Origin of the sequence: Microcoleus sp. ARI1-B5, from assembly GCF_036705795.1 — a bacterium.
Classification (GTDB): domain Bacteria; phylum Cyanobacteriota; class Cyanobacteriia; order Cyanobacteriales; family Microcoleaceae; genus Microcoleus.
The window spans coordinates 24,896-48,461 of sequence record NZ_JAUBVK010000015.1 but is presented as its reverse complement, the minus strand read 5'-3'; the positions used below and the strand labels follow the sequence as shown (position 1 = coordinate 48,461).

The 23,566-nt window shown below is 46.8% G+C and carries 24 protein-coding genes; 12 read left to right on the top strand and 12 right to left on the bottom strand.

What is annotated here, in order from left to right; all coding sequences use genetic code 11:
• Positions 1-61: 61 nt before the first annotated feature.
• The 4 genes from QUB63_RS20915 to deoC all read right to left on the bottom strand — a co-directional run bounded on the left by QUB63_RS20915 (position 62) and on the right by deoC (position 4,876).
• Positions 62-1,288, bottom strand: coding sequence for a glycosyltransferase family 4 protein (locus tag QUB63_RS20915; protein WP_332947226.1), 1,227 nt, complete (start codon positions 1,286-1,288; stop codon positions 62-64).
• Positions 1,289-1,314: 26 nt separating this feature from the next.
• Positions 1,315-2,886 carry an MFS transporter gene (locus tag QUB63_RS20910; protein ID WP_332947225.1) on the bottom strand — a complete coding sequence of 524 codons (1,572 nt, stop codon included), beginning with the start codon at positions 2,884-2,886 and terminating at the stop codon, positions 1,315-1,317.
• Positions 2,887-3,085: 199 nt separating this feature from the next.
• Positions 3,086-3,961, bottom strand: coding sequence for a DNA repair protein RecO (recO, locus tag QUB63_RS20905; protein ID WP_332947224.1), 876 nt, complete (start codon positions 3,959-3,961; stop codon positions 3,086-3,088).
• Between the two features lie 240 nt (positions 3,962-4,201).
• Complete coding sequence (deoC, locus tag QUB63_RS20900; RefSeq protein ID WP_332947223.1) at positions 4,202-4,876, bottom strand: deoxyribose-phosphate aldolase; 675 nt, start codon at positions 4,874-4,876, stop codon at positions 4,202-4,204.
• Positions 4,877-5,389: 513 nt separating this feature from the next.
• Here deoC and QUB63_RS20895 point away from each other — a divergent pair.
• Both QUB63_RS20895 and QUB63_RS20890 read left to right on the top strand, forming a co-directional pair.
• Complete coding sequence (locus QUB63_RS20895) at positions 5,390-5,752, top strand: hypothetical protein (protein WP_293185172.1); 363 nt, start codon at positions 5,390-5,392, stop codon at positions 5,750-5,752.
• 354 nt (positions 5,753-6,106) lie between these two features.
• Positions 6,107-7,129: a tetratricopeptide repeat protein gene (locus QUB63_RS20890; protein ID WP_332947222.1), complete on the top strand. Its 1,023-nt coding sequence runs from the start codon at positions 6,107-6,109 to the stop codon at positions 7,127-7,129.
• Between the two features lie 430 nt (positions 7,130-7,559).
• On the opposite strand, the gene QUB63_RS20885 is transcribed toward QUB63_RS20890, so the two are convergent.
• Positions 7,560-8,354: a hypothetical protein gene (locus QUB63_RS20885; RefSeq protein ID WP_332947221.1), complete on the bottom strand. Its 795-nt coding sequence runs from the start codon at positions 8,352-8,354 to the stop codon at positions 7,560-7,562.
• Between the two features lie 20 nt (positions 8,355-8,374).
• Between QUB63_RS20885 and QUB63_RS20880 the strand changes: the two genes are divergently transcribed.
• Positions 8,375-8,575: a hypothetical protein gene (locus QUB63_RS20880; RefSeq protein WP_332947220.1), complete on the top strand. Its 201-nt coding sequence runs from the start codon at positions 8,375-8,377 to the stop codon at positions 8,573-8,575.
• 68 nt (positions 8,576-8,643) lie between these two features.
• Complete coding sequence (locus tag QUB63_RS20875) at positions 8,644-8,766, top strand: hypothetical protein (protein WP_332947219.1); 123 nt, start codon at positions 8,644-8,646, stop codon at positions 8,764-8,766.
• A gap of 151 nt (positions 8,767-8,917) precedes the next feature.
• On the opposite strand, the gene QUB63_RS20870 is transcribed toward QUB63_RS20875, so the two are convergent.
• The 4 genes from QUB63_RS20870 to QUB63_RS20855 all read right to left on the bottom strand — a co-directional run bounded on the left by QUB63_RS20870 (position 8,918) and on the right by QUB63_RS20855 (position 12,782).
• Positions 8,918-9,640, bottom strand: coding sequence for a pyridoxine 5'-phosphate synthase (locus tag QUB63_RS20870; protein WP_332947218.1), 723 nt, complete (start codon positions 9,638-9,640; stop codon positions 8,918-8,920).
• Positions 9,641-10,102: 462 nt separating this feature from the next.
• Entirely contained in the window at positions 10,103-10,891 is a 789-nt protein-coding gene (locus tag QUB63_RS20865) for a nucleotidyltransferase domain-containing protein (protein WP_332947217.1), read from the bottom strand.
• Between the two features lie 211 nt (positions 10,892-11,102).
• Positions 11,103-12,257 (bottom strand): calcium-binding protein, encoded by a 1,155-nt coding sequence (locus QUB63_RS20860; protein ID WP_332947215.1) that lies wholly within the window; start codon positions 12,255-12,257, stop codon positions 11,103-11,105.
• A 288-nt stretch (positions 12,258-12,545) separates the two neighbouring features.
• On the bottom strand, positions 12,546-12,782 hold the full coding sequence (locus tag QUB63_RS20855) for a hypothetical protein (RefSeq protein ID WP_332947214.1): 237 nt from the start codon (positions 12,780-12,782) through the stop codon (positions 12,546-12,548).
• An 82-nt stretch (positions 12,783-12,864) separates the two neighbouring features.
• On the opposite strand from QUB63_RS20855, the gene QUB63_RS20850 reads away from it, so the two are divergent.
• The 7 genes from QUB63_RS20850 (at position 12,865) to QUB63_RS20820 (ending at position 19,153) form a co-directional block, all read left to right on the top strand.
• Positions 12,865-13,725, top strand: a complete 861-nt coding sequence (locus QUB63_RS20850) for a Tab2/Atab2 family RNA-binding protein (RefSeq protein WP_332947213.1) — start codon at positions 12,865-12,867, stop codon at positions 13,723-13,725.
• Positions 13,726-14,007: 282 nt separating this feature from the next.
• Entirely contained in the window at positions 14,008-15,303 is a 1,296-nt protein-coding gene (locus tag QUB63_RS20845; RefSeq protein WP_332947212.1) for a TldD/PmbA family protein, read from the top strand.
• A gap of 294 nt (positions 15,304-15,597) precedes the next feature.
• Positions 15,598-16,554 (top strand): GDSL-type esterase/lipase family protein, encoded by a 957-nt coding sequence (locus QUB63_RS20840; protein ID WP_332947211.1) that lies wholly within the window; start codon positions 15,598-15,600, stop codon positions 16,552-16,554.
• Between the two features lie 352 nt (positions 16,555-16,906).
• Positions 16,907-17,617 carry a haloacid dehalogenase type II gene (locus QUB63_RS20835; protein WP_332947210.1) on the top strand — a complete coding sequence of 237 codons (711 nt, stop codon included), beginning with the start codon at positions 16,907-16,909 and terminating at the stop codon, positions 17,615-17,617.
• A 104-nt stretch (positions 17,618-17,721) separates the two neighbouring features.
• Positions 17,722-18,105 (top strand): tetratricopeptide repeat protein, encoded by a 384-nt coding sequence (locus QUB63_RS20830; RefSeq protein ID WP_332947209.1) that lies wholly within the window; start codon positions 17,722-17,724, stop codon positions 18,103-18,105.
• A gap of 251 nt (positions 18,106-18,356) precedes the next feature.
• Entirely contained in the window at positions 18,357-18,626 is a 270-nt protein-coding gene (locus tag QUB63_RS20825) for a hypothetical protein (RefSeq protein WP_332947208.1), read from the top strand.
• 128 nt (positions 18,627-18,754) lie between these two features.
• Positions 18,755-19,153, top strand: coding sequence for a transposase (locus tag QUB63_RS20820; RefSeq protein ID WP_332947337.1), 399 nt, complete (start codon positions 18,755-18,757; stop codon positions 19,151-19,153).
• A 531-nt stretch (positions 19,154-19,684) separates the two neighbouring features.
• Here the strand turns inward: QUB63_RS20820 and QUB63_RS20815 are convergent.
• Both QUB63_RS20815 and QUB63_RS20810 read right to left on the bottom strand, forming a co-directional pair.
• The gene (locus tag QUB63_RS20815; RefSeq protein WP_332947207.1) at positions 19,685-21,316 is read right to left on the bottom strand and encodes a trypsin-like peptidase domain-containing protein; all 1,632 of its coding nucleotides are present in this window, start codon (positions 21,314-21,316) and stop codon (positions 19,685-19,687) included.
• A 158-nt stretch (positions 21,317-21,474) separates the two neighbouring features.
• Positions 21,475-21,681, bottom strand: coding sequence for a hypothetical protein (locus QUB63_RS20810; protein ID WP_332947206.1), 207 nt, complete (start codon positions 21,679-21,681; stop codon positions 21,475-21,477).
• Positions 21,682-22,542: 861 nt separating this feature from the next.
• On the opposite strand from QUB63_RS20810, the gene QUB63_RS20805 reads away from it, so the two are divergent.
• Positions 22,543-23,418: a glycoside hydrolase family protein gene (locus QUB63_RS20805; RefSeq protein ID WP_332947204.1), complete on the top strand. Its 876-nt coding sequence runs from the start codon at positions 22,543-22,545 to the stop codon at positions 23,416-23,418.
• On the opposite strand, the gene QUB63_RS20800 is transcribed toward QUB63_RS20805, so the two are convergent.
• On the bottom strand, positions 23,415-23,549 hold the full coding sequence (locus tag QUB63_RS20800) for a hypothetical protein (RefSeq protein WP_332947203.1): 135 nt from the start codon (positions 23,547-23,549) through the stop codon (positions 23,415-23,417). The two genes, QUB63_RS20805 and QUB63_RS20800, sit on opposite strands and share 4 nt — an antisense overlap.
• Positions 23,550-23,566: the final 17 nt, after the last annotated feature.

Below are 23,566 nucleotides of genomic sequence, written 5' to 3'. Positions count from 1 at the left end.
CTTCCTACTGACATCCGTTAATCCGTTACATCCGCTACTTGCATCCGCTGCCGAACTTCCGCTATGCCAAGCCCCGAAGCGGTACGCGCTGCTTCTGCAAAACCTCTGAGTACAGCTTTTCCAACTCAGTAATATTCTGACTGAGAGTGTACCGCTCGATCGCCCGCTGGCGCGCTTTTTGGCCCAGCAGCATTCCAAACTCAGGATGATCGCAAAACAGCGGCAGCAAAGTTTGCAACTGACTGCGCACCCGCTGAGTGTTCAAAACTATCCCCGCGCCTTCCTCCAAGGCCTCGCCGTCAGCACCCGCATCCGTTGCCAAACAAGCTAAACCGCAGGCCATCGCTTCCAGCAGCGACAGCGAAAGTCCCTCCACCAAAGAAGGCAAAATAAATACATCTGCACCGCGCAGAATTTCGATCCGGCGTTCTTCCTCGGCGACAAATCCGAGCCACACAATGCCGTCCTCGGCGCCGTAGGACAGTTGCAGCGACGCGGCGAGGGGCCCGTCGCCCACGATCGCCAACACGTTGCCAGGGCCAAAATTGCATTGTTTCCAGGCCTTGAGCAAAGCCTCGACATTTTTCTCCGGGGCAATGCGGCCTTGGTAGACAAAAAGTCGATCGGCCTTTAACTCTGATTTCAACCCCGAAGGCCCGGGCGAATACTTCTGGGCGTCTACGCCGTTGGGAATCACAGCCACCCGTTCTTCCGGCACTCCTAACTTCACCAAAATATCCCGCTGAATGTAAGAAAATACGATCGTCGAGTCGTAGTTAGCCAAAAACGGAGCGTACAGTTGATACATCAGGTGTTGGGTTCCCGATGTCAAATTCCGCAATTTGCGATCGAACGGCGGGTGAAAAGTCGCCACCAGAGGCAAATTCAATTCTTGACAAATTTCCGGCAACAAAAAATCTAGAGGCGAAAGCGTCAGGGAAGCGTGAACAACATCGGGTTTCAGCCGCCGCAGAGACTTCATCAACACTGTGCGGGATTTGAGAGTTGGAATCGTATAAATTTGCGATTTGTAGTGACAGGGTAAAGAAACTTCGTTGCAACTTGCGGGCGAAAGCGAATTGGTATACGAAGTTGGAGTAATTCCTTTTCCCCATGAACCATTTGCCATGCTCCACGCCGCATTGTTCCTGTCGAGTTGGCCCGCTTCTTGCGCAAAGTGCAGGAAACTGACCTGGTATTCCCGGTCTAACAGTGCGTTAGTGACTTCTCTGGAGTAAGTTACGTTACCGCAAAAAGGTGATTTTTTTCCTAGCCAAGCGATGTGCATTCGAGTAAATCAGAGTTTGTTATGTTTTAGATTCGATCGACTTTGCTATTAGTGCTACGGGAAATATACCAGGTTAAGACACCTCCTGCGATCGCCAATCCTGCCAAAGCCAAAAATACGGTTGGCAAACCCAGAAATGTTTCGGCTACTCCAGCCAAAGCCAAGGGTAAACTCAAAGCGATATTAGTGGCATTGTTTTGCAGCCCGAAGACTTTTCCCCGCATTTCTTCTGGGGTTTCTGCTTGAATTGTCGTCTGCATCGGCACTCCCACCAACGAGGCAAATAAACCCAACATGGTAATGAACAGCACCGAGATCCACAAATGCTGTGTAAATGCAGAAAGGCTCATCAGAGCAAGTGCCATGCCAACAGATCCGATTAAACTCAGTTGGGAGTGAGAAAATTTGTGGCCGAGATAGCCGACTGTCGTCGCCCCTGCAGCCATCCCGACGCCCACCGCTGCCAGCAAAAAGCCAAATTGTGACGCTTTCATACCGGGCAGGATTTCTGCCAGCCGCACCGCTAGAACTGCCAAGGCTGCAAAAATGGAAAATAGAATAATTAGTTGAATTAAAGCATTGCGGACTTTCGGCTGATCGTTGATGTAACGCAGGCCGTCTTTTAAATCCGCTAAGGGGTGCGGCGGTTCGTGTTCGGCATCGTTTTTTTCGCCTGTTTTCATCGACAGCAACAGCACTCCGGCGAAGGCGTAACTTCCGCCTACTACTAATTCTTTGCCGATGCCGAGTCCGCCGCCGAGGTTGGTAAAAAGGTTGTCGGCTAAAGCTAGTAAGGGTTCTCCGACTGCAAAGCCGATAATCACCGAACCCATCATGGTTGTGGTGTAGAGCGAGTTTGCCGATAGCAGGTGGCGGCGTTCCACTATTAAGGGAATCACGGACTGTTCTGCTGGCGCGAAAAATTGAGTTAGGGTCGAAACTAGGAATGTGATTAGCAGCAGCAAGCAGAATCCGAGCGGCAGTTGACCGAGTTCAAACCCGTCTGAGAGCCACAGCAGCAGGGGTAATGTTAAAACGAAGCCTCCGCGCAGCAGGTTTGTGGCTACGAGGACAGCTTTTTTCGACCAGCGATCGACATACACGCCTGCAGCAGCCCCAAATAATACCGCAGGAATGGTAAAGGCGATCATAATTGCCGATACCCACCTGCTGATGGTTTGATCTGGTGCTTGAAAGCGGCTGGCTACGAGGGCGATCGTCAGTACGAGATAAACTTTATCTGCTAGTTGCGAGAAAACTTGCCCGCTCCACAAGGCTAGAAAATTTCGGTTTTTCAGAACCGGCAGAAATCCTGTTTCTTTCTCGGGAGTTTCGGCAACGGTTTCCGCGAGTTCTGCTGCGGTTGCTGCTGTTGGCAGCGGGGGGATTGCTTCGGGTTGTTGGCTTTTGCCGTTGCTTGACTCTGTTTCTGGATTTGTGGGATATTTGTCCATTTCTGGGTCTTGGGCGTTGCTCCATTGTCGATCGGCAGAGGCGGGATAAGAGTTAAAATCTGGAAAATTTTCTCGTTCTTCCATCTTGTGGTTGGTCACAGCTAAAACAGATATTCTCAAATCAGTATCGGACAGTCGCATCATAGGATTAGGGGTGGATCGCCTGGGATGGTGGAGGTTGGGGGGATGGGAAGTTCAAATTGAGGTTTTAGCCCCTAAGTGTAATAACTCGTAACTTTATCTATTATCTAATGTTGCAAGAATCTTGGAAATTTACCTGAAATTGCCTACTGGTTCGGGTATCCCGCAGGCTGGGGTGCGATTTTAACTCAACATTTAAAACTTAAAACTCAAAACTCTCTAAGTAGGTGTCGATCGAGCTTCCCGAGCGAATCGTGCAACCTAAATGATACTGGGCATATTGCCGCAAAATATTTTCTACTGATACCCAAGCCGTGCGATCGGCAATCCCCTCTCCTAGTTCTGCGCTACCCAACTGTTGCAGCGCTGCTAATTCTTTAGCATTAATGTGGAAATTTGTCAAGTGTTTGCTGTCACTCGTTTGCCGGGAAGGGGAGGCGGATCTGTACAAGCTGCCGGTTTGTGAAGAGAGTTCTGCCTCTAGGTTAGCTAGCTCGGACAAGCTGAAGGTTCCCCCAGAGGGTATACTAAACCCGATTTGCCAGTCGGGATCTGTGAAATTTGGGACGATCGGTTGTCGGGTGGCGCAGCAGACTTGGACTTGGGGCGCGAGGCCGGCGATCGCTAGCAAGTGAAAAATACCCTGGGCCAGATGGGCGACTAGCACGGCGGCGGATTGGATTTCTGTGCGATCGGACAAACGCTCCAAACGGCTCAAGTGTTCGCCCAGCAAAAAGAAGAGTGCTTCTTGGGGTTCGTCGGAAAGGGCGCTGGCGATCGCCAATTCGGCCAGATATTGCGCGGCTGAGAGTTTTCCCAGGTTGCGGCTCAAACCCGGATAGGATTCGACGGTGTTGGCTTGGGTAATCTTGTCGAGCGATCGGCCTTTGGCGATTAGCAATTCGTTGACGACAAATAACTCGCTTCTCCCGCCAATGCTCGATCGCTGTTTGCGAACACCCGGTGCTACGGCTTTAATTAAGCCAAATTCCCGCGTCAAAACTGTCAGCAGGCGATCGGATTCGCCGATCGGTGCACTCTTAAGATTAATGCCAGTTGCTTTGTAAGTTCGATTCACTAGATTTTAGATTTTAGATTGACAATGGCAGTAGCAAAAACAGTCCACGACACAGAACTTTTATTCGATACTCGTTACCAGGAAGAGCGAAAGTAACGCAGATCCGGAGGCTCTGCCTCCTTAATGCTGTGCCGAGGCAGAGCCTCTAAATATGGGTTCCCAGGCAGAGAGAGCCTTGGAACCAGTTAATGACAACTGACAACTGCCAACTGTCAACTGCCAACTGTCAACTGTCAACTGTCAACTGACTAAATTATCTCGCTGGCGGATTAATTCCGGGCCGCGAGAAGTCCCCAAACGAGTTGCACCCGCCACGATTAAATCTAAAGCTTGTTCGTGAGTGCGAATTCCTCCAGCCGCTTTAATACCAACCCTTCCCTTAGTAAATTCCTTCAGCAAGCGCACATCTTCAACTGTCGCCCCACCGAAAAACCCGGTGTTAGTTTTGATGTAAGCCGCGCCCGCCTCCATGCAAAGCTCAGCCGCTAATTGTTTTTCCTCATCCGAAAGCATCGAGCATTCGATAATCGCTTTGATAGTTTGTCCGGTTTCTTCGCAAATTTCGGCTATTTCCCGGTGAAATTCGTCGTTTTTTCCAGCTTTCAACAATCCTAAGTTGACGCAGACATCTAACTCCACGGCTCCATTGTCTGCGGCTTCTAGAGCTTCGTAGAGTTTTACTGTTGATGTGGTTGCCCCGGTGGGAAAACCTATGACTGTCGAGACTTTGGGATTTTTGCCGTGCAGGAGACTTACCGCTTGTCTGACGTAGGCGGGATACACGCAAACTGTGGCAAACCGAAATCTTTCTGCTTGTTGGCAGCAGTTTTCTACTTGCTCGGGGGTGGCGCCCGGGTCGATCAGGGCGTGGTCGATAAACACGGCAATATCGATGTCTGGCTTTTTTGCAGCCATTGCTGTTTTTTCTCCGAAGTAACTACTTCTTCTTCATTATTATGTAGCGAATTTACCAATCTTTGACCCCGCCCAAAAACGGATACAAGTTTCCGACTCCTGTCGTGGAGGGCCAAAAATTTTAGACCCAACGACCGGCTTTTCGGGCAACGCTCCTGTTCAAGTTCTCACATTTATCTGCCGATGTAAATCTAAAATCTCAAACTTGTTCGCTCGCCCCCGTCGAAGAATCTCAAATCTAAAATCGACTGACTTTGCTCCGGGCTGGGGCGAGCACAAATACTCAATTTGCTGCTCTGACCAACTCTTGTGGCAATTGGTTCATCCATTATTAGCAAAAAAATTAAATTTTAGTATCGGTCTTTAGATACATTTTTGATCTTTCTTTAGGTATACTTTGTTAAAAGGAGTTGCGGTAGAGCCTGCGTCAGCTACGCGGTCGGGCAGAGCCTGGTAGCAGTCACTATTTTTACTCCCAGTAGTGCTTTAAAAACATAACAGCCAGTGCCAAGCATGAATCATTTAGAACTCGAACAAGAAATTGGGAAGATGGCTAGAGCGATGATGACCCGCAATAGCTTAATTGGTAAAGATTTGATTGCCGATCTCAGAGGGCGGCTGTCAACAGACAGTGTAGCTGCTTTGATGATTGTCAGTATTGAGCGCTTGATTTGGTCTGACTGTGAGTCGGTGATCTGGAGTTTGAGTTATTTGATTCCTGCTGACGTGATGGAAGAAATTCGCCGCATTACGGCGCTGGTTGTTTGCAAGCGCTTGATGGGCAAGGGTTTTGTGCTGGGAAAGGATTTTAGTATTGATGCTTCAGGCAGGTTGCTGTTGAGCGAGACTGCTCAAACAGCGGTTGTGGTTGCTTGAAGAAAGGCAAGCAGAAGTTGGAGCTATTCGCACGCGCGGGATTTGCAGTTTAACTTTGGGCGCCCCAGCACTCTTTGTGTAACTGCAAACCTAATTTCGGATGCGGTAATAGTTGCGCGATTCACCCAGAGCCTGAGATTCGCAGCAGATCCAACCAGCGATGAGTGCGGTTAGCTGAAAGAGTATTTTATGAGAGGAAAATACTTTGTTTCAACCGCCAATTGTTGAGGTTGTTACTGGCGGTTTGTACGGGCGATCGCCCTGTATCAAAATTTTCTGATTTTTAGTGAAATTACAGTTTAACTTTGGGAATTGTTTCATGTATAATCATCCCTAAGATAGATGCGAAGTATTATGAACTTAATTCAAAACTTGGAAGCGGCTTGGTATTACCATCTGGGTTCGCGCCACCTCGAAGCTAACGATAATGATGGTGCTCTGGCGAACTTTAACAGAGCTGTGAAGTTGCAATCGGATCATTATAAGGCTTGGTTCGGGCGAGGCATGGCTTTGGGGAACTTAGAACGCCACTTAGATGCGCTTTCAAGTTTTGATGCAGCCTTGGCGGTGCAGCCGGATGCGAGCTTTGGCTGGCACAACCGGGCTATTGCTTTAGGAAAGTTGGGCCGCTGGTGGGATGCTCTCAACAGTTTTGACAGGGCTCTGGAGTTCAACCCCTGTGCGGCGAGTATTTGGCACAACCGGGGGCTGACTCTGATCGATATGGGGCTTTACGATAAGGCGGTTCTGAGTTTCGATCGCTCTTTAAGTTTGCACCCGGAGGCTGCTTGGGCGTGGTACAACCGAGGCAATGCTCTGTTGGAACTCAAGCTTTACTATCAGGCGCTCAACAGTTTCGATCGGGCGATCGAGTTTAACCCAGATGACGCGAAGGCTTGGTACAATCGCGGTCTAGCTGCGAATTCCATGGGACTTTACAAACAAGCAGTAGCTAGTTTTAGCCGATCGCTCGCTCTGAAACCGGGCAGATCCGAAGCTGTGGGCGAGCGACGAGTGGCTTTGGGGAAATTAGTAGGTTTAAATCAGAGAAATGCCAAGTTCACTCCCACATATGAGTGTGCTTTTGAGGATTATTTGATTTGGTACAATCGGGGTGTGGAATTGGCGCGACAAGGCTGCTACTCGGAGGCGATTGCTTGCTACGAAACTGCCTTAGAAATCAATCCTGATTTTGCTAATGCTTTTTACAATCAAGCTTGCTGTTATGCGCTGCTGGGCTTTGCTGATTTGGCTCTTGACAATTTGCAGCGGGCTGTGGAGTTTATGCCTATTTTATACCGAGAACTAGCTTTAGCTGACTCGGATTTGAGCTGCATTTGGAAACAAGAACGTTTTGCAGCGCTGATTCAAGGTTGAGAAGTCATCAGTCATCAGTCATCAGTCATTAGTCATCAGTCATCAGTCATTAGTCATCAGTCATCAGTCATTAGTCATCAGTCATCAGTTATCAGGAAGAAGGAAGAAGGAAGAAGTCAAGCGTGAAGTCGGAAGAACGTCCTCATCATCTTAGTGGTTGCTATAGCCCGCCGTCAGGAGTTGTACAATTCCCTTAACGCTCCCGCGATCGCTAGGGCATTAATTTGTGAACATCTCTCTCTCCCTTTTTCTCTCTTTTCGATCTCCTCTGCGCCAAGAGTGCCAAGAGCGGTTCCTTCAAAAAAATTCTCAATCACCAATTAATATAGAATTGCTATATACGCAAAAAAAGCTCGCGTTTCGGGCGAGCTTTTGTGGCTGGGCTGCGTGAAATTTAGATGGCCCAAGAGAGTGTTTTTGCTATCTCGATCTATTGCACAGCAACTCTGATGGAGGACTTGACTGGCCTGTTGGCAACTATCAGCACCTTGTAGGTGCCGGACTCCGGGAGTTGAGCAAAAGTTTGACCTTCGCCTTGATCCAGGAGAACTCCCGACGGAGATTCGATCGCCACATCTAGATTTTTGTTGCTAGCTGTTACCGTAATTGTCTGTCCCTGTTTCCCCTGAAGTGTGAAAGGCTGAATTTGGTAGCCGGACATTTTGAGTTTGACTGTGGCTTCGTTTTCCCCGAATGCGATGGGAAGGGCGCGATCGGGCCTGTAAGTCCACTTGGCGTTAAAGTCGCGTTCGAGCACGAAGCTGCTAGTTTCGCCTTTCGGGGTAACTCGCACGCGGTAGATGCCCGATTCTGGCAACTGGCCGATCCACTGATTGTCGCTTTTTTCAATAACTCCCATATTCTGACCGTTGGGGCTGTACAGTTGGGCTGTCAGTTGTCCCGCCCACAGGGACATAGTGAGTTCTCGCCCTTTGACGCCTTCAAAAATATAGGTGGTGGGTTGGCTGATGGTTGCTCGAATTTCCGAGGTTGACATTCGCTCAATCGGTTCTAGCTTGGCAACTGGGGCCGAGGTAACTGACGTTGGCTCGATCGGTTCTAGCTGAGCAACTAGGGCAGAAGTAGCGGGTTTATTAACAGTTTCTGTAATTTCCGAGGCCGCCATCCGCTCGCTCGGTGCAATTTTTGGCGCTACAGGGCTGGCAAATACGGATTTTGCCGTCATCATCAGTAGCATTCCAGTCAGTAAAATTAGTTTTTTCATGTCGCACTTGGCAGGGGGTAATGAGTTGTATATGGTTACTTGTGTTTGCCTGTTTGCACCGGATTAACTATCGCGCGATCGGGCGATCGGCTACAGCAGCATCTAGGATACAGGTAAATATCCCGTACTTGCACAAAACTGCTGGTAGCAGATTGGCAGTGCGTCCGCTAAGTAGTAGCCTCAATTTGTCGGGATATTTCAATGATACTCCCTACGCATAATATCATCGAGAATTTGAGTAATTTGGTCAAGGAAAATTAAAGCTTTTTCCAAGGATTTTGCTAAAAAAATGCCCGCCACCAAAAAACGCGGTGTCTGGGCTCATCGCGATCGGCCTTGCTACGAGAAAACCGCCCTTCACGCGCCCCCTAGCGGACTCTACTTTTACCTGTTTTGGGCGATCGGCTTGTAGAGTGCTATAAAGCCGCGCACCTTACCCTATTGCTAGCTTTAACCTTAGTCCCGATCTTGTCAGGTTTGCAGTGACTGGTGCGAGTTAGGAGCTGCGATAACAACGAGTTAGGGAGTACCAAATCCGCGCCACCAGATGGGGTTTATTTCTACTACAAACCCGAGAGAATTTTTAGGTAAGCTTGTACCGTGTTGGACAAGCCCATGTCTAGCGCTTCTGCAATTAAAGCATGACCGATCGAGACTTCTAGTATATCAGGAATCGAGCAAAACTTAGCTAAGTTTTGCAAATTTAAATCGTGTCCGGCATTCACTCCCAAACCTACAGATTGAGCCGAGCGAGCTGCTAAAACATACTGTTGAAAAACAGATTCTACATTGCCTTCGCGAAAAGCAGTTGCATAGGGTTCCGTGTAAAGTTCTACTCGGTCTGCTCCCACTTCTTTTGCTAGGGGCATGAGAGCCGCATCTGCGTCCATAAACAGGCTGACTCTGATGCCGTTGTCTTTTAATTTTTCAATGATTGGTAACAGGCGAGATCGATTTTCGGGAATATTCCAACCGCTATCCGAGGTTAGCACGTCGGGAGCATCCGGCACTAAGGTACACTGAGCGGGTTTGACATCGCAAACTATATCCATAAATGGTGGCTGAAACGGATTTCCTTCGATGTTAAACTCGACAGTTAGCATTTTGGCTAATTCGTAAACATCGGAGGCTTTGATGTGCCTTTCGTCGGGGCGGGGATGGACTGTAACGCCGTGGGCTCCTGCCGCGATTACTGTTTTTGCGGCTTCGGTAACGCTGGGGATGCCGATGTTTCGAGAGTTTCTGAGGAGGGCGATTCTGTTGATGTTGACGCTGAGTTTGGTCATGGGATGTTAATCTTTAAGGTAGATGCTACTATATTAATCGCTTTCGGAACGAAATTTTTAGCGCATTACGGTACTGTGAGGGCATTCTTACACAAAATTGACATTATATTATGACAATTGTTCATTTTATAGCAATTGTTTAAATTTGCATATTCTCGTAGGAAACGGCATTTCCGTGTCCGTGATTTATGTAAAAAAAACGGCATTGCCGTGTCCATGTTTTCCGCAGGCAAATGGCAATGCACTGTCCGTGATTTCCGTAGGAAAACGGCATTGCCGGTCTGATGTCTGACGATTAGGATCTGATCCCCCCTAACCCCCCTTAAAAAGGGGGGGACAAGACCGATCGACAGTCAACCCTACTCGCCTTTTTAAGGGGTATTTAGGGGGAGCGGGCCTCGGATATAAGCGAGATTTCTCAGGTTTCACATTTAAATTGACACCACAGGCCATTGCAGTGTCCTACAGATAGCGCTTTTCATAATTGTTATTAGAGTCAAATTTAGCTGCTGCCAGCGGTAAGGTTTCTGCAAAAAAAGCCTCGGCTGTTTGCTGTTTTGCTGCCAAATCTTCCAGATTTGCAATGCAGAAAAGCGGTGCGGCGCGATCGACTATTGCGGGCGGAAAATCTCGAGTGAAATATTTGAGTTCAAAGTCGTATCTGTGGGGACGGTAAATCATGCCCAACAGTTCGACTAAGGGGAGAAGCGTCCAATCGTGATAGTTGCCGATCGCATCTACTAAATTCCCGCGATAAATCTCTTTTTTTACCAAAGGTTGCAGCAAATCAAAACGGATTTTAATTTCGTTGAATCTGGCTAGCATTTGGGAAAAATGCTTGTTTCGATCCAAATGAGCAGGTACAATTAGATTGGCTTTGTCAAAGGATCTCGGGACTTGTCCGTGTCTCTCTATTTCCAGAAAATCGTTGCGGCTGCTGCGCCGGAAAACGGCAAAATCAATTAGCAAGAAAGGCGGGGTTTCTTTGAGCCGCCAGAAGCACTGCGACTGACCGTGCCAAGCGGGTTCTGGAACTCGATATTTGAGTTCGATTTCGGAAATTTCGGCGAGGGCTTTTTCCACAATCTCAAAGGTTTCTTCCACGCAGTTATCTTCAACTACAACTGCAATATCGAGGTCTGACCATTCGTCGGTGTATCCGTGGGCTGCTGAACCTCCTTGCCACAAAGCGAGAACAAAATCTAAAGGTTGTAGGGTAGCAACAATCTTTTCGAGAATGATTTGTCTCATGGAATTAAGCTATACTCTTATTTGTGCAGGGCTTGCACAACTTTAACAAACATCGAGGGTTGAGATTGCTCGATGTTTTTGCTGTTGCAGTTTTTCAAATGTTAGCACATTTACAGATTGAGGTGGCGGGTGGCTGGAAGTGCAACCGCCAACAGCAGCAAGCGGTTAGCAGAAATAACTGCTAACCGCTTGCTATTAACTCTTAAAAATTTTATCCGATTTGGCTGAGGGTTGAGTCTTGAGGCCCGGCCATGAAGATAGAAGTTCTGACGTTAATTTTTGACGGATCTGTACTCATAATGACCCCGACAACATCACCGCAGGAACAGAGGATGGCAGTGTCGGTAATCCCGTCTTTGTTGACATCAACGGCAGCGAGACTCATGCTGTCCATCCCTAATGTGCCTTTAAGGTAAGCAATTTTGATGGTGTCGCCTTCGCTGGGTTTGAAGTCGAGAATGCGATCGGCCGCTTCTGCACCAGCCGTAAATGTATCGCCCCGCAAAATAAATTGATCTGCACCTTCTCCCCCCATTAAGAAGTCTGCCCCAGCATCGCCAATCAAGATATCATTGCCCGCACCTCCGATCGCCATATCACTGCCAGCACCGCCTCGGAGTACGTCATCTCCCGCTCCGCCCAGCAGGTAGTCGTCTCCTTGATTGCCCATAATTATATCATTGCCCTCACCGCCATCGATCAGGTCGTTTCCTTGTCCGCCCTGAAACATATCATCGCCGCGGCCACCAAACATTGTATCGTTACCAGCGTTGCCGTTGGCGATATCGTTACCCTGGGTTCCGACGATTTGATCGTTGCCTCCGAAAGCGCGAAGTCCTCCTAATTGTGGTGCATCTGAGGATTGAATTTCTATGAGATTATCGGCATTGTCTGCATCCACAAAGCGATTTTCTTTCGCTCCTAGAGCCGCACTACTCATCGTAGTAGATAAGCTTTTAAGTTGGTTGGCATCGCTAATCACATTTGCGTCGCCAAAGTCGCTAACATTAATAGTAATCGGGATATTTGTCAGGCTGTCAAAGTTGAGAGTATCGGTGATACTTGATTTGACTGAGTTACCCAGCAAAACATCGGGTATTTGGACGCTATCTCCCATTAGTTCGCGGGTCATCGTACTGTTAAAGTGCTTGCCAATGGCACTTAAATCTTCTGCGGCTGAGCCTACAGTTTGACCGTTAGGTGTTTGTAGAACGATGCCGGGGGCAACGGTGAGGTAATTCGCACTTGTTAAGTTGTCTGCACCAGCTTTGCTCTTGTCGATACTTTTCCGGAGATCGTTGGGAATCATATCCCCGATGTGAGAAGCTCTGAGTGTCCCGGAATTGGATTCTGTTTTGCCTGCCATTTAGTTTGTATATCTTTGAGATTAGGTTTGCTCATATAAGATAAACATAAAAAAGTTGATATTTCCCTTGGTTACGTAATTTCAATCAATGATGACTGCTTAAATAAGTTTTACGATCTGTCTTTTGACAGAGGTGATACAATCGGAAAAATTAAGTTTGACAGATTGTCTTTTGACAAAATAAACTAGAATGTTTATAATGCTGGGCTTTTTTCAAAGGCGGGATTAAGCAGAAACCGGGTTTGCAAACAAAACTTCTGCATTTGATTGTAGGTGTTCGGCATAAACCTAGTTTTTACTAATTATTAGAGCGCCGTCCGCACCGGATTTTTTACTGATTCTTGTTGGTGCGCGGAGTACAAAAGCTGCATAATATCTATGATATTTGCAACTAGCTAAAAATCTTTTTTTGGCGATCGCAAATTGGGAACCTATTCTCGGCGGGTGTTCGGCGTACCAAAGATGCAACGCCAGATGCCTGACATCCGATCGCAGCCGTATTCCGGCAAAATCGCCCGCGAGCAAAAATCAGTCTTAAATTCTCACTCATCAGAAACCGGCCCGCCCTCAGGTAATATGAGAAAGGATTAATTTTTAACAGCGCGGCATGGCTACTATTTGGGAACTCGACTTTTACAGCCGTCCAATCATAGACGAGCGAGGGAAAAAAAAATGGGAAGTGTTGATTTGCGAAAGCCCGCTGAAGGTAGGCGACAAGGCAGAATCTCTGTTTCGCTACTCGCAATTGTGCCCGAGTACAACCGTGAATTCCCTGTGGCTGGCTGGCGCAATTAAAGATGCGATCGCCTCTGCACCGAAACCACCCGAAAAAATCCGCTTTTTTCGCCGCCAAATGGCGAACATGATTACCAAAGCCTGCGAGGAGTTGGATATTCCCTCAGCGTGCAGCCGCCGCACCCTCGCCCTGGGCCTGTGGCTGGAAGAACGGATGCAAGACGTTTATCCCTCAGAACCGGGCTATCAACGGGTTGTGAACCCGAGCGTTCAATTTGTACCCGAAACGCCTGTGGCGCTGCCGGACGCTTTAATCGGCGAAAAATGGGCGTTTGTGAGTTTGCCGATCGCCGCTTTTGATGAAATGTCCGAGTGGGATATCGGATTTGGCGAAGCTTTCGGGCTGCCGATGACACGCCTCGCCCCTGAAACGCAAATTCCGGGACTGATTATCTACTCGTCGAGAGCAACGGCTTTGGCTGGTTGGATGTCGGGTTTAGAGTTGGCTTTTCTCAAATTTGAGAGCGGCCCGCCCCCTAGGCTGGTATTAGATACGGGAGCTAACGATCGCTGGATTTTAGCTAATCTTAGAGACGCAGCAACTGAGAAAGAAGCCGCATCATTTGAAGCGATGAAAAAGCAAGCAAAACAAGTACATTTCTTAGCAATTCAGTCGAATCCAGAATCGGAATCTTTCGCAGGCTTTTGGCTGCTGCACGAACTAACTATTTAGTCGATGCTTGGCAATAACTGATATAGCGTCGAGCGCCAAAAAATGGTAATTGGTAATTGGTAATTGGTAATTGGTAATCGGTAATTGGTAATTGGTAATTGGTAATTGATAATTGATAATTGCTTCCAATGACAACGGATAACTGCCAACTGCCAACTGTCAACTGTCAACTGTCAACTGTCAACTGTCAACCCTTCGACTTCGCTCAGCGCAAGCTGTCAACCCCTCGGCTTCGCTCGGGGCAAGCTGTCAACTGTCAACTGTCAACTACCACCGACAACAATGACCAATCACCAATCAGCAGAACAACTGCTAGAACTAGCCACCAAAGCAGGTGCCGAAGCTGCTGAGGTATTGGAATCGCAATCGCTCTCGCGGCCGGTCTTTTTTGAAGCAAACCGCCTCAAACAGCTAGAAACCGCCCAAGCAGAAGGCATTGCCCTGCGGCTGTGGCGGGACGGGCGGCCGGGTTTGGCGGTGGCCTACGGGCCCGTGGAACCGCAGATTTTGGTCGATCGCGCGATCGCGCTTTCGCAACTGGCCGAACCGGAAACCATCGAACTCGGCACCGGTGAAAAAGTTGTTTATCCCGATCGCGGAGTGTCAATCCCGGCCGAACAGCTAGTAAACTGGGGAAAAGAGGCGATCGCGATCGTCCGCGAAGCCTATCCCGAAAGCCTCTGCACCGCCGAACTCGACTGCGAAATCGAAAGCACCCGCTTGCTGAACACACTAGGCTTGGATTCTAGCCACACCGACACCACCCTCAGCGGTTATTTGTCAGCAGAATTAGTGCGGGGCGAAGATTTCCTCAACATTTGGGATGGCGAAACCGAACGCGGCAGCCTCGATTTAAACAACAGCGCCAAGCGGGTTTTGCAGCGGTTGGAATGGGCGAAAGAGAATGTAGCCCCCGCCACCGGGCGCGTGCCGGTACTGTTTACAGCCAAAGCAGCCGATTTGCTGTGGGGGACTGTTTGTGCGGCGTTAAACGGCAAACAGGTACTCGAAGGCGCTTCGCCTTGGAGCGATCGACTCGGCCAACAAGTGACATCGCCGCTTGTCACTCTCTCGCAGCAGCCGGATATCGGGCCCTATAGCTGTCCTTTTGATGACGAAGGTACTCCCACTCGGGCGATCGTCTTTATCAACAGCGGAGTATTGCAGCTATTTTATACCGATCGCACCACCGGTAGAGCCTTGGGAAGCGGCACCACCGGCAACGGATTTCGCCCGGGTTTGGGCAGCTATCCCACACCCAGTTTGTTTAATGTTCTCATTAAACCAGGTTCGCGATCGTTAATCGATTTAATTACTCAATTAGACGACGGAATAGTCATCGATCAAATGCTCGGCGGCAGTGCCGGAATTTCCGGCGACTTTTCGATTAACGTCGATCTCGGCTACCGAGTCAAAAAAGGTCAAATAGTCGGCAGAATCAAAGACACAATGGTAGCCGGCAACGTCTACAGCGTCCTCAAACAATTGGTAGAATTAGGAGGAGACTCCGAGTGGAACGGTTCTTGCCACACACCGTCTGTAATTGTAGAGGGATTGTCCGTCACCGGCAAAAACTAATCGGTAATTGGTAATCGGTAATTGGCAATCGGCAATCGGTAATAAATCTCTCTCCTGGTGCGTGAGATAGAGAAATATTTACATCCAAACTATGAGACTACTTGCTTTCACGCACCACCTCAACCATAACATAACATCCAGGCACCGTTAACGACATGAATGTTAATAGTTTTATTCCCAATTATCTATTTACCAGCTCAATTATCTGGTGCTACAATCAAAAAATAAAAAACAAAAATCTTTATGCCCTGAGACACTCGACAAGTTAACTACAAACCCAAATCAAAAATCGTTATGCGTATTTGTTTTATCGGCGACTCTTTTGTCAATGGTACGGGCGATCCCAAATATCTTGGTTGGACAGGACGAGTTTGCAGGGCCGCCAGCGGGCAAAGACAGGAGATTACCTACTATAATTTAGGAGTGCGGGGAGAAACCAGTACCGATATAAAAACTCGCTGGTTCAGCGAAATTTCTTGCCGCTTGCCCCACTACTGCGACGGCAGAATAGTCTTTTCCTTTGGCGTCAACGACACTTACTTAGAAAACGGAAAAACTCGCGTCGAAATTGAAAAATCAATTGAAAACATCCGCTATATTCTGAGTTCTGCTCAAGAAATAATGCCAGTTTTAATGATAGGGCCACCGCCAGTTATTGATGTCGATCGCACAATCAGAATAGCCTATTTATCAGAACAGTTTTCCCAAGTTTGCAGCGAGTTAAACGTGCCTTATTTAGATATTTGCACCGCGCTGGAAAAATCAGAAATTTGGATCGAAGAACTTACCGACAATGACGGTTCCCATCCCCGCGCCGCTGGCTATACTGAACTGGCTAAAATAGTTCACAATTGGGACGCTTGGAAAGCTTGGTTTAAAAATATCAATATATCAGATCGAGAGACAGTGACGCTGTTCAGAGCCGTCGGCAAAAAAGAAATGGAATTAATTAAAGAAAGCGATTTTCTGGCATTTCCGCCCCGGCTGTCGTTTCAGCCTATTTTTTATCCGGTACTCCACAAAGCCTACGCCATACAAATTGCGCGAGATTGGAATACCAAAGATGCAGCCTCTGGATATTTTGGCTATGTAACCAGGTTTCGAGTTTTGGCTGAATTCTTAAAAAAATATCCCGTGCAAACTGTCGGCAGTTCGATTCACCAAGAATATTGGATTCCGGCAGAAGAGTTGGCAGACTTTAATCGGAATATTATCGGAAAAATAGAAATTTTTGCTGAATATCAACCGTAAAATATGATAAACATGACTTACGCACGGGCAGTCATACCATTTTCGATTTTCGATTTTCGATTTTTGATTGGGGATGATTTACTGGATAAGGGTTTGATATCGTGTCCGATCGATTAACCGCAATAAAATTAGTCCGCAAAAGCGGACTTAAGTCCGCACGTGCGTTCCATTTTTGTTATGGTAATCAACCGGACATGATATGAAGCTTCCCTACAGTTGCATTATTTTGGGAAAAATGGTGTCAGAAACCGGGTTTTTTGCGAAAGACTGGTCGATCACTTTTAATCCCTGTAAAAACCCGGTTTCTATGCGTCGGAGTGCATAAGTCTCGATCGAATAGGAGGAATGACAGATGTTAGATTTTAATCAATTTGAAGTTGTGAGTTTTGACTGCTACGGCACTCTCATAGATTGGGAAAGCGGCATATTGCCAGTCTTGAAACAGTTGCTGTCTAACCGCGAAATCGATTTTAGCGATGACGGAACTTTAGAAATGTTTGCTGAGTTTGAATCGGAACTGGAAAAAGAGCATGGCGAGTATATCAAATATCGGGAAATTTTGCAAGAAGTTGTCAAAAAAATCGGTAAAAAATTTAGTTTTGAACCGACAGAAACAGCATCAGCAACAGAAATCAATTGTTTGGTTGAGTCGATCAAAAATTGGCAGCCCTTCCCCGATACAGTCGCAGCTTTGGCAGCGCTCAAGCAAAAATATAAATTAGCGGTAATTTCCAATATTGATGACGATTTGTTTGCGGGTACGGCGAAACATTTAAAAGTCGAATTCGATTGGGTGATTACTGCGGAACAAGTGCGATCGTACAAACCGTCAACTCGCAACTTTGAATTTGCGATCGAGAGAATGGGGATAGCACCTGAAAAACTCCTGCACGTTGCTCAAAGCCTGTATCACGACACTGTACCGGCCGCATCAATGGGAATTTCGACTGTTTGGGTAAATCGGAGGCAGGATCGAACAGGATTTGGGGCGACACCGCCCGCTAGCGCTCAGCCCGATTTAGAAGTGCCGGATTTGAAAACGTTGGTGGAGTCGATCGGGTAAATAACCGCAGATGCACGCAGATACTAGATTTTGCGTGCATTTGCGCTGAAAAATCCGCAGTCGCAGCTAGATAAAAGGCGAGCATTTCAGTTTTGCTTTAATGCGTGCGAGATCGCCAGCGCTCGCAAAGCGAAAAAAATGCTTTTTACAAAGCCGGAGATGCTCCCACCCACCCGACACGGCAGTGCCGTTTCCCTAAAGACGATCCGAAAGCTGAGGAATTTTATAATCTGGGTGGACAGAAGTACGACAAAGAAGATTATCGGGGTGCTATAGAGGCTTGCGATCGAGCAATTGGGATCGATCCTAATTATGCTGATGGTTACAACGATCGCGGTAATGCCCGATCGATCTTAGGAGACAACCAGGGTGCGATCGGCGATTACGACCAAGCGCTGAAAATCAACCCCAACTATAGCAGTCCTAAATCATTGTCAAGACTAGGATACAATTATATGGCCTACTTGATTGTGACCCTAAAAAAATGAATAACTTACAACGCTCACCAAAAAATATGGCCAAATAAATAGCTGAAGCATGAATCTTTAATTAAGAGCAATCTCTCTGCAAGAGAACTCAAACGAGTCCTAGCTTTCAGTTAACAGTTGACAGTTGACAGTTGACAGTTGATAGCACTTGACAATCATAAGGAAGAGGATTGGAGTAATAAATAGTCTTCTTTTAATTTCTCCCGAAAAAGCTTGGGGCTTTAAACCAATTCTTTCTAGTAAGGATGGCGATGGTCGGTAAACTTTACAATAAAATCAGTAAAATGTTAGGTGTAAGTTATTGTTTTTGTGGAGTTTGTAAAAATGCTTTTAAAACCCAAGGAATAGAAGGAATTAAACTAGGATATAAAGAGTCACAAGCATATTTGACCTACCCACAAAAAGCTGGAGTAATAGAGGGGTTTAAAAATAAAAAAATTTCTGGGGATTTAGATGAAATAGTTACTTATTTAGAGCGACCGTTTGGTGCGATATATAAATCCAAACAGAGCTACGATTAAATTTTTGAGCGACCTAATGTTAGTTGGAAAAAGGCTCCAAAAGTTAATCCCAAATTGGCTAAATAACTCGTAAATAAAAATCTGGAAGAAATTAACGATATTTTATCTAAAAACAATACGGGTAGAGAATCTGGGGAAACAGTAGTATTTTTTTAGATAAATGTCCTCTACTTAATGGCCATGTGAATGGCTACGTTTGGGGTCAATCAAAGCTGAGAAGTGAAGTCCCAATCACCAATGAAAAAGAGAGACAAACTTATTTTGGTGCGCTTAATTATCAAAGCCAAGAATTCCCTGTTCAAAGTTATCCATCTGGCCATGTCCCATCTACAGTTAAATTTATAAAAGACTTACAAAATAAATATAAAGAGCAGAGAATTATCTCGATCCGGGATGGAGCTACTTATCATACGCTTGCAGAATCGAGAGACTTTTTATCAGAAGTGAATCGCGAGCAAAAACCTGATAATTGGTCAATTACTTGTATTTTATTTGATCGACCACGCTCCCCAACAGAATCCCGTTGAAGATATTTGGTTACAAGCTAAATTTTTAATAATAAAGTATTGGTATTTATGTAGGTATTTTAAGACGATCAAATTCTTGTTTGAGTTTTTTACTAACGGGCATAAATTTGATTTTCCCAAAATCCATTAGTATACCTATACAGATAAAATCATTGAGGATTGCTATACCCAGGTATCTGTTGGCAATTTTGTCTTTAGTTCGCTCATAATTTTTTGGTGTCAAATATCTTGATTAGGACTTACGCAAGAACAACGTATTTCTGTCATTACAAGCGAAGCGAAGTAATCGCAACCGTTTATTTTTAGCCGATTTTGCTTAATTCCTGTTCATTATATAACACTCCTCGATCGAATGCCAACCTCTCTCTTTCTTCTCCAACTCTGCGCCCTCTGCGCCCTCTGCGGTTGATTCAAAAAAATCTCATCCCAGGTTGAAAAAAGAATGCAAATTTAGGGAAGCTCAAAACCCTTAAACAGTCAATCATCCCCTATCTAAAATCTAAAATCTAAAATCTAAAATCTAAAATGGTATCAATTTCCCCTTTTCCAAATCTTAATTTCCCCCAACCAACCCGCACTCACAATAGTCTTAGCATCAGCGCTAATTCCCACAGCAGTAACATAGCCGGAGTGTCCGCTCAAATTACCTCTCAATTCGCCCGATCGCACATCCCACAGTTTCACGCTCTTATCCCAACTCCCAGTAACCAGCATACTCCCATCCCGACTGATTGCCACAGACCAAACCCCGTCAGTATGCCCGCTCAAGCGCCGAATTAACTGCCCGTTTCCGGCATTCCACAACCCAACAGTGCCGTTGCTGTTGCCGGCGGCCAAAGTTTTGCCATCGGGAGTAAAAGCGAGGGACAAAACAGACAAGTTCTTGCCGCCAATCGTGCGAATTGCTTGACCTGTAGCTAAATTCCACAACCTAATGGAACCGTCTTTGCTGCCGCTAGCTAAAGTTTGGCTATCCGAACTAATTGCAACAGTATTCACCAGCCCGGAATGCCCGGTTAAAGTCCTCAGCAATTCCCCTGTTTTCGCATTCCAAACCTTAATCGTTTTATCCCAACTGCCGCTCGCAATAAACTGACCGTCGGGACTGACGGCAACGCTCGAAACAGCAGCGGAATGCCCGCTCAAAGTGCGTACAGCCGCGCCATTGTCTAAATTCCAAATTTTCACTGTTTTGTCGTCGCTGCCGCTCGCAAACACCTTTCCGTCGGCACTCGCAGCCAGGGCGTTTACGGCTTCCGCGTGTCCTTGCAGCGTAGTTTTTAATTGCCCGCCGGGAAAATTCCAAACTGAGATTGTGCCGTTGCTATTTCCTGTGGTAAAATAAGCGGAAGCTAGGACAAGGGAACTTACAACTTCCGAAGGCCCTTTGAGGGTATTTGTCGCAGCAAAGGCGATCGCACTTGCAGGCTTCCGGGGCGAATTATTAGCCGGACTTTGGGGAGTTCTCGCAGTGGGAACTTGGGGAAGTGCAGGCAGAGAAATAGTCGATCGCCATTTCATGAAAGTATTGATTTCTATCCCCGCCGCCACGATTTTATCCGAATTTTCCTCTAACCTGACAATGCCGTTAATTGCCACAACTCGGCCCGCGTCGTCGAGCACTGGCCCGCCGCTCATGCCTGCTCTCACTAAGTTATTGTATACCAAAGTATAACCGTTCCAGGGAGTCTGGCGGCCGGTAAGCTGACCTTCCGTGGCGATGAAAATCGGCTGTCTCAGAGAACCGCCGGATATCGGCCAGCCGGCCACATAAGCCTTGTTTCCCTTAGTTGCTGTGGAATTGGCTAATTGAGCGAGGCGGTAGCTTTGAGGGCTGCTGAAGGGCACGACGGCTAAGTCCATCCCCGGCACTCGCCGCACGAGGCTGTATGATACAGAGTGAGCTTGGCCGTCGGGAGTTACAACTTCGTAATCGCCTGGTTTATCGACAACGTGCCAGTTGGTGAGTATATAGTATGTGCTACCTTGTTTCTCTAAAATTACTCCCGAACCGCCTTTTGTTCCCTGGATGCGCACGGTGATTTGTTTGGCGACGGTTTTAACTGCGTCGGCGGTTAAGGCTAGGGCGATTTGAGGTGAGGTGAGTGGGATGAGGGCGATCGCAGCACTCAAAATAGCCGGAATTGTTCTGCTGTAGTTCATGATTGTGTCAATTTAACATACCCACATATCAACCGACGCAGAACTTTTCCGGTTTGTGGCGCGTTGACGGTTGAGAATGGAAGGGTGTTTGCGCGATCGAGCTTTCGACATCCGCGCAGGCTTCACATTTGACACAGCCATAAAGCGAGCAGAAAAATTTAGAATCTGGAACCGCAAATAGACTCAACAACAGCCACGGGTTTATCTCTATTCTTTTCTCGGCACATCAGGATTAGAGCCAAACGCGGCTCGGAATATTTCCTATTAGCCATCCAGCCGATGGGTGCGCCGACGATCGCGCCGACGGCTATACCGGTGATGAGGCTCCAAACAAGATGCTTGCGGGCGATCGGCTTTTGTTCCATAAAAATTCATCCTAAATCCTTACCCTTAGCAAAAATAGCAAAAATAAAACTTACTTTCTTCCTCCTATTTACTTATTTCCCAAGTAGTAAGCGATGATTAACTCTCATCTTTTTCACAGTCCGCTTAACGCCATCCCCAGCAGCAATAATCAAGTATTGAAACTTCACAAAACCGAGGGCAAGAAATACCTGGCATTTACAAACTGATACAAAAAGTTAACACAGGAAAATCTCCGAGAACAAATAGCCCAAGCCAAGCAAGCATGGAAAACCGCCGCAGCTACAGATTTGAAGGGGGACGAGCCCCGATCGATCGTGACAAGTAAAGCGTTGAAGCGGATTTACTAAGGAAAAATATAGCAGCGACGATCGCAGCTTAATTAAAAATAAGTAGGTAAGCGATCGCCCCCATACCTCGAACTGCCTTCTCAAAACCCAAAAAAGTAGCGATTACCTGCCTGTCTTTTTTTTAAGCGATCGGCTTAAACCCTTATGTAGTTAGAAGTTTAATGTAATTGTCACCACTTGAGAAATTTGTCCTCCATTTAAAGAATGAATTTTTGTAAAGATTTACAGAACATTTCTGAAGCTGTCCTGCAACAGGCGTAATGGTGCAAATCACTTAGAGCAACCAATTCAGAAAAAATATCAATGAATTTTTGTAAAGGTTTAGAGAAAATTTCTGAAGCTGTCCTGCAACAGGCGTAATGGTGCAAATCACTGAGAGCAACCAATTCAGAAAAAATATCAACTAACACAATCTTTCCCATTGGTTGCGAGAGGCTGGCTCCTACTCGGCGCTAGCTCATATTCAGGAAGCATCTGTTGACCAAATCTACCTTTAAAAAAGGAAAACATAGAATGTCAAGAGCGCTTGAAATCTTTAAAGATGGTCGCGTGTACGAAATGCAAGACGGCCAGCCAATTCAGGTTATAGAAACAGAAGGAAAAGTGCGATCGCTCATTGAAGCATTGCAATTTACTCAGGCTGAAACATTCACAATCGCACCTCCTGACGCAGTTCCCCCAGAGGTACCTGAACCTAAAGCAGCTCTCAGGAAGACCAACCAACAGGGACTGAAGCTGATTCAATCGTTTGAGGGGTTGTCTCTAGAAGCATATCAAGACCCTGTTGGCGTGTGGACTATTGGCTGGGGAGCTACCGAAGGCGTACAGCCAGGGATGAAGATTACCCTCGCCGAAGCAGAGCAGATGCTGCAAAATGAGCTTGAGAAATTTGAAGCAGCGGTGGCTGATGCTGTCGAAGTACAAATCAATGACAATCAGTTCTCAGCCTTAGTAAGTTTTAGTTACAACTTGGGTGCACGTTCTCTGTTTGAGTCAACACTTTTGCGGCTTTTAAATCAAGAAAAGTTTCAGGAAGCGGCCGATCAATTTCCGAGATGGGACAAAGCAGGCGGTCAATCATTACTGGGTTTGTCTCGCAGGAGGAAAGCAGAGCGAGCATTGTTCTTGAGTCAGCCTTGGGAAGAGTTTTTGCAATGGGAGCCAAGCCTGGTAATGCGGCTAGCCCAACCTGGAGAACCTCTCGTACAAGGAAATGATGTGCGACAAGTGCAACAAGCTTTAGTTAAAGCTGGGTTCAATATTCAGGTTGATGGAGTTTTTGGAGAAGAAACTGACACAGCAGTCAGAGAATTTCAGCACCAAAAAGGACTGACTGCGGATGGGATTGTTGGGTCTAAAACTCTTCAATCACTGGGATTAACAACTTAACCTGCTTGAGCGCTGCACCTTGAACTTTGATGCAAATTGACTAAGGCTGTACGGCTGGTTTTACCTAATTCTTTTGCCAAGCCCACGTCCAAAGAGCGCCAGCTCTCCAACAAAGCTTTTGCAACAGGCACTTCCTGGCTTGTTGCAA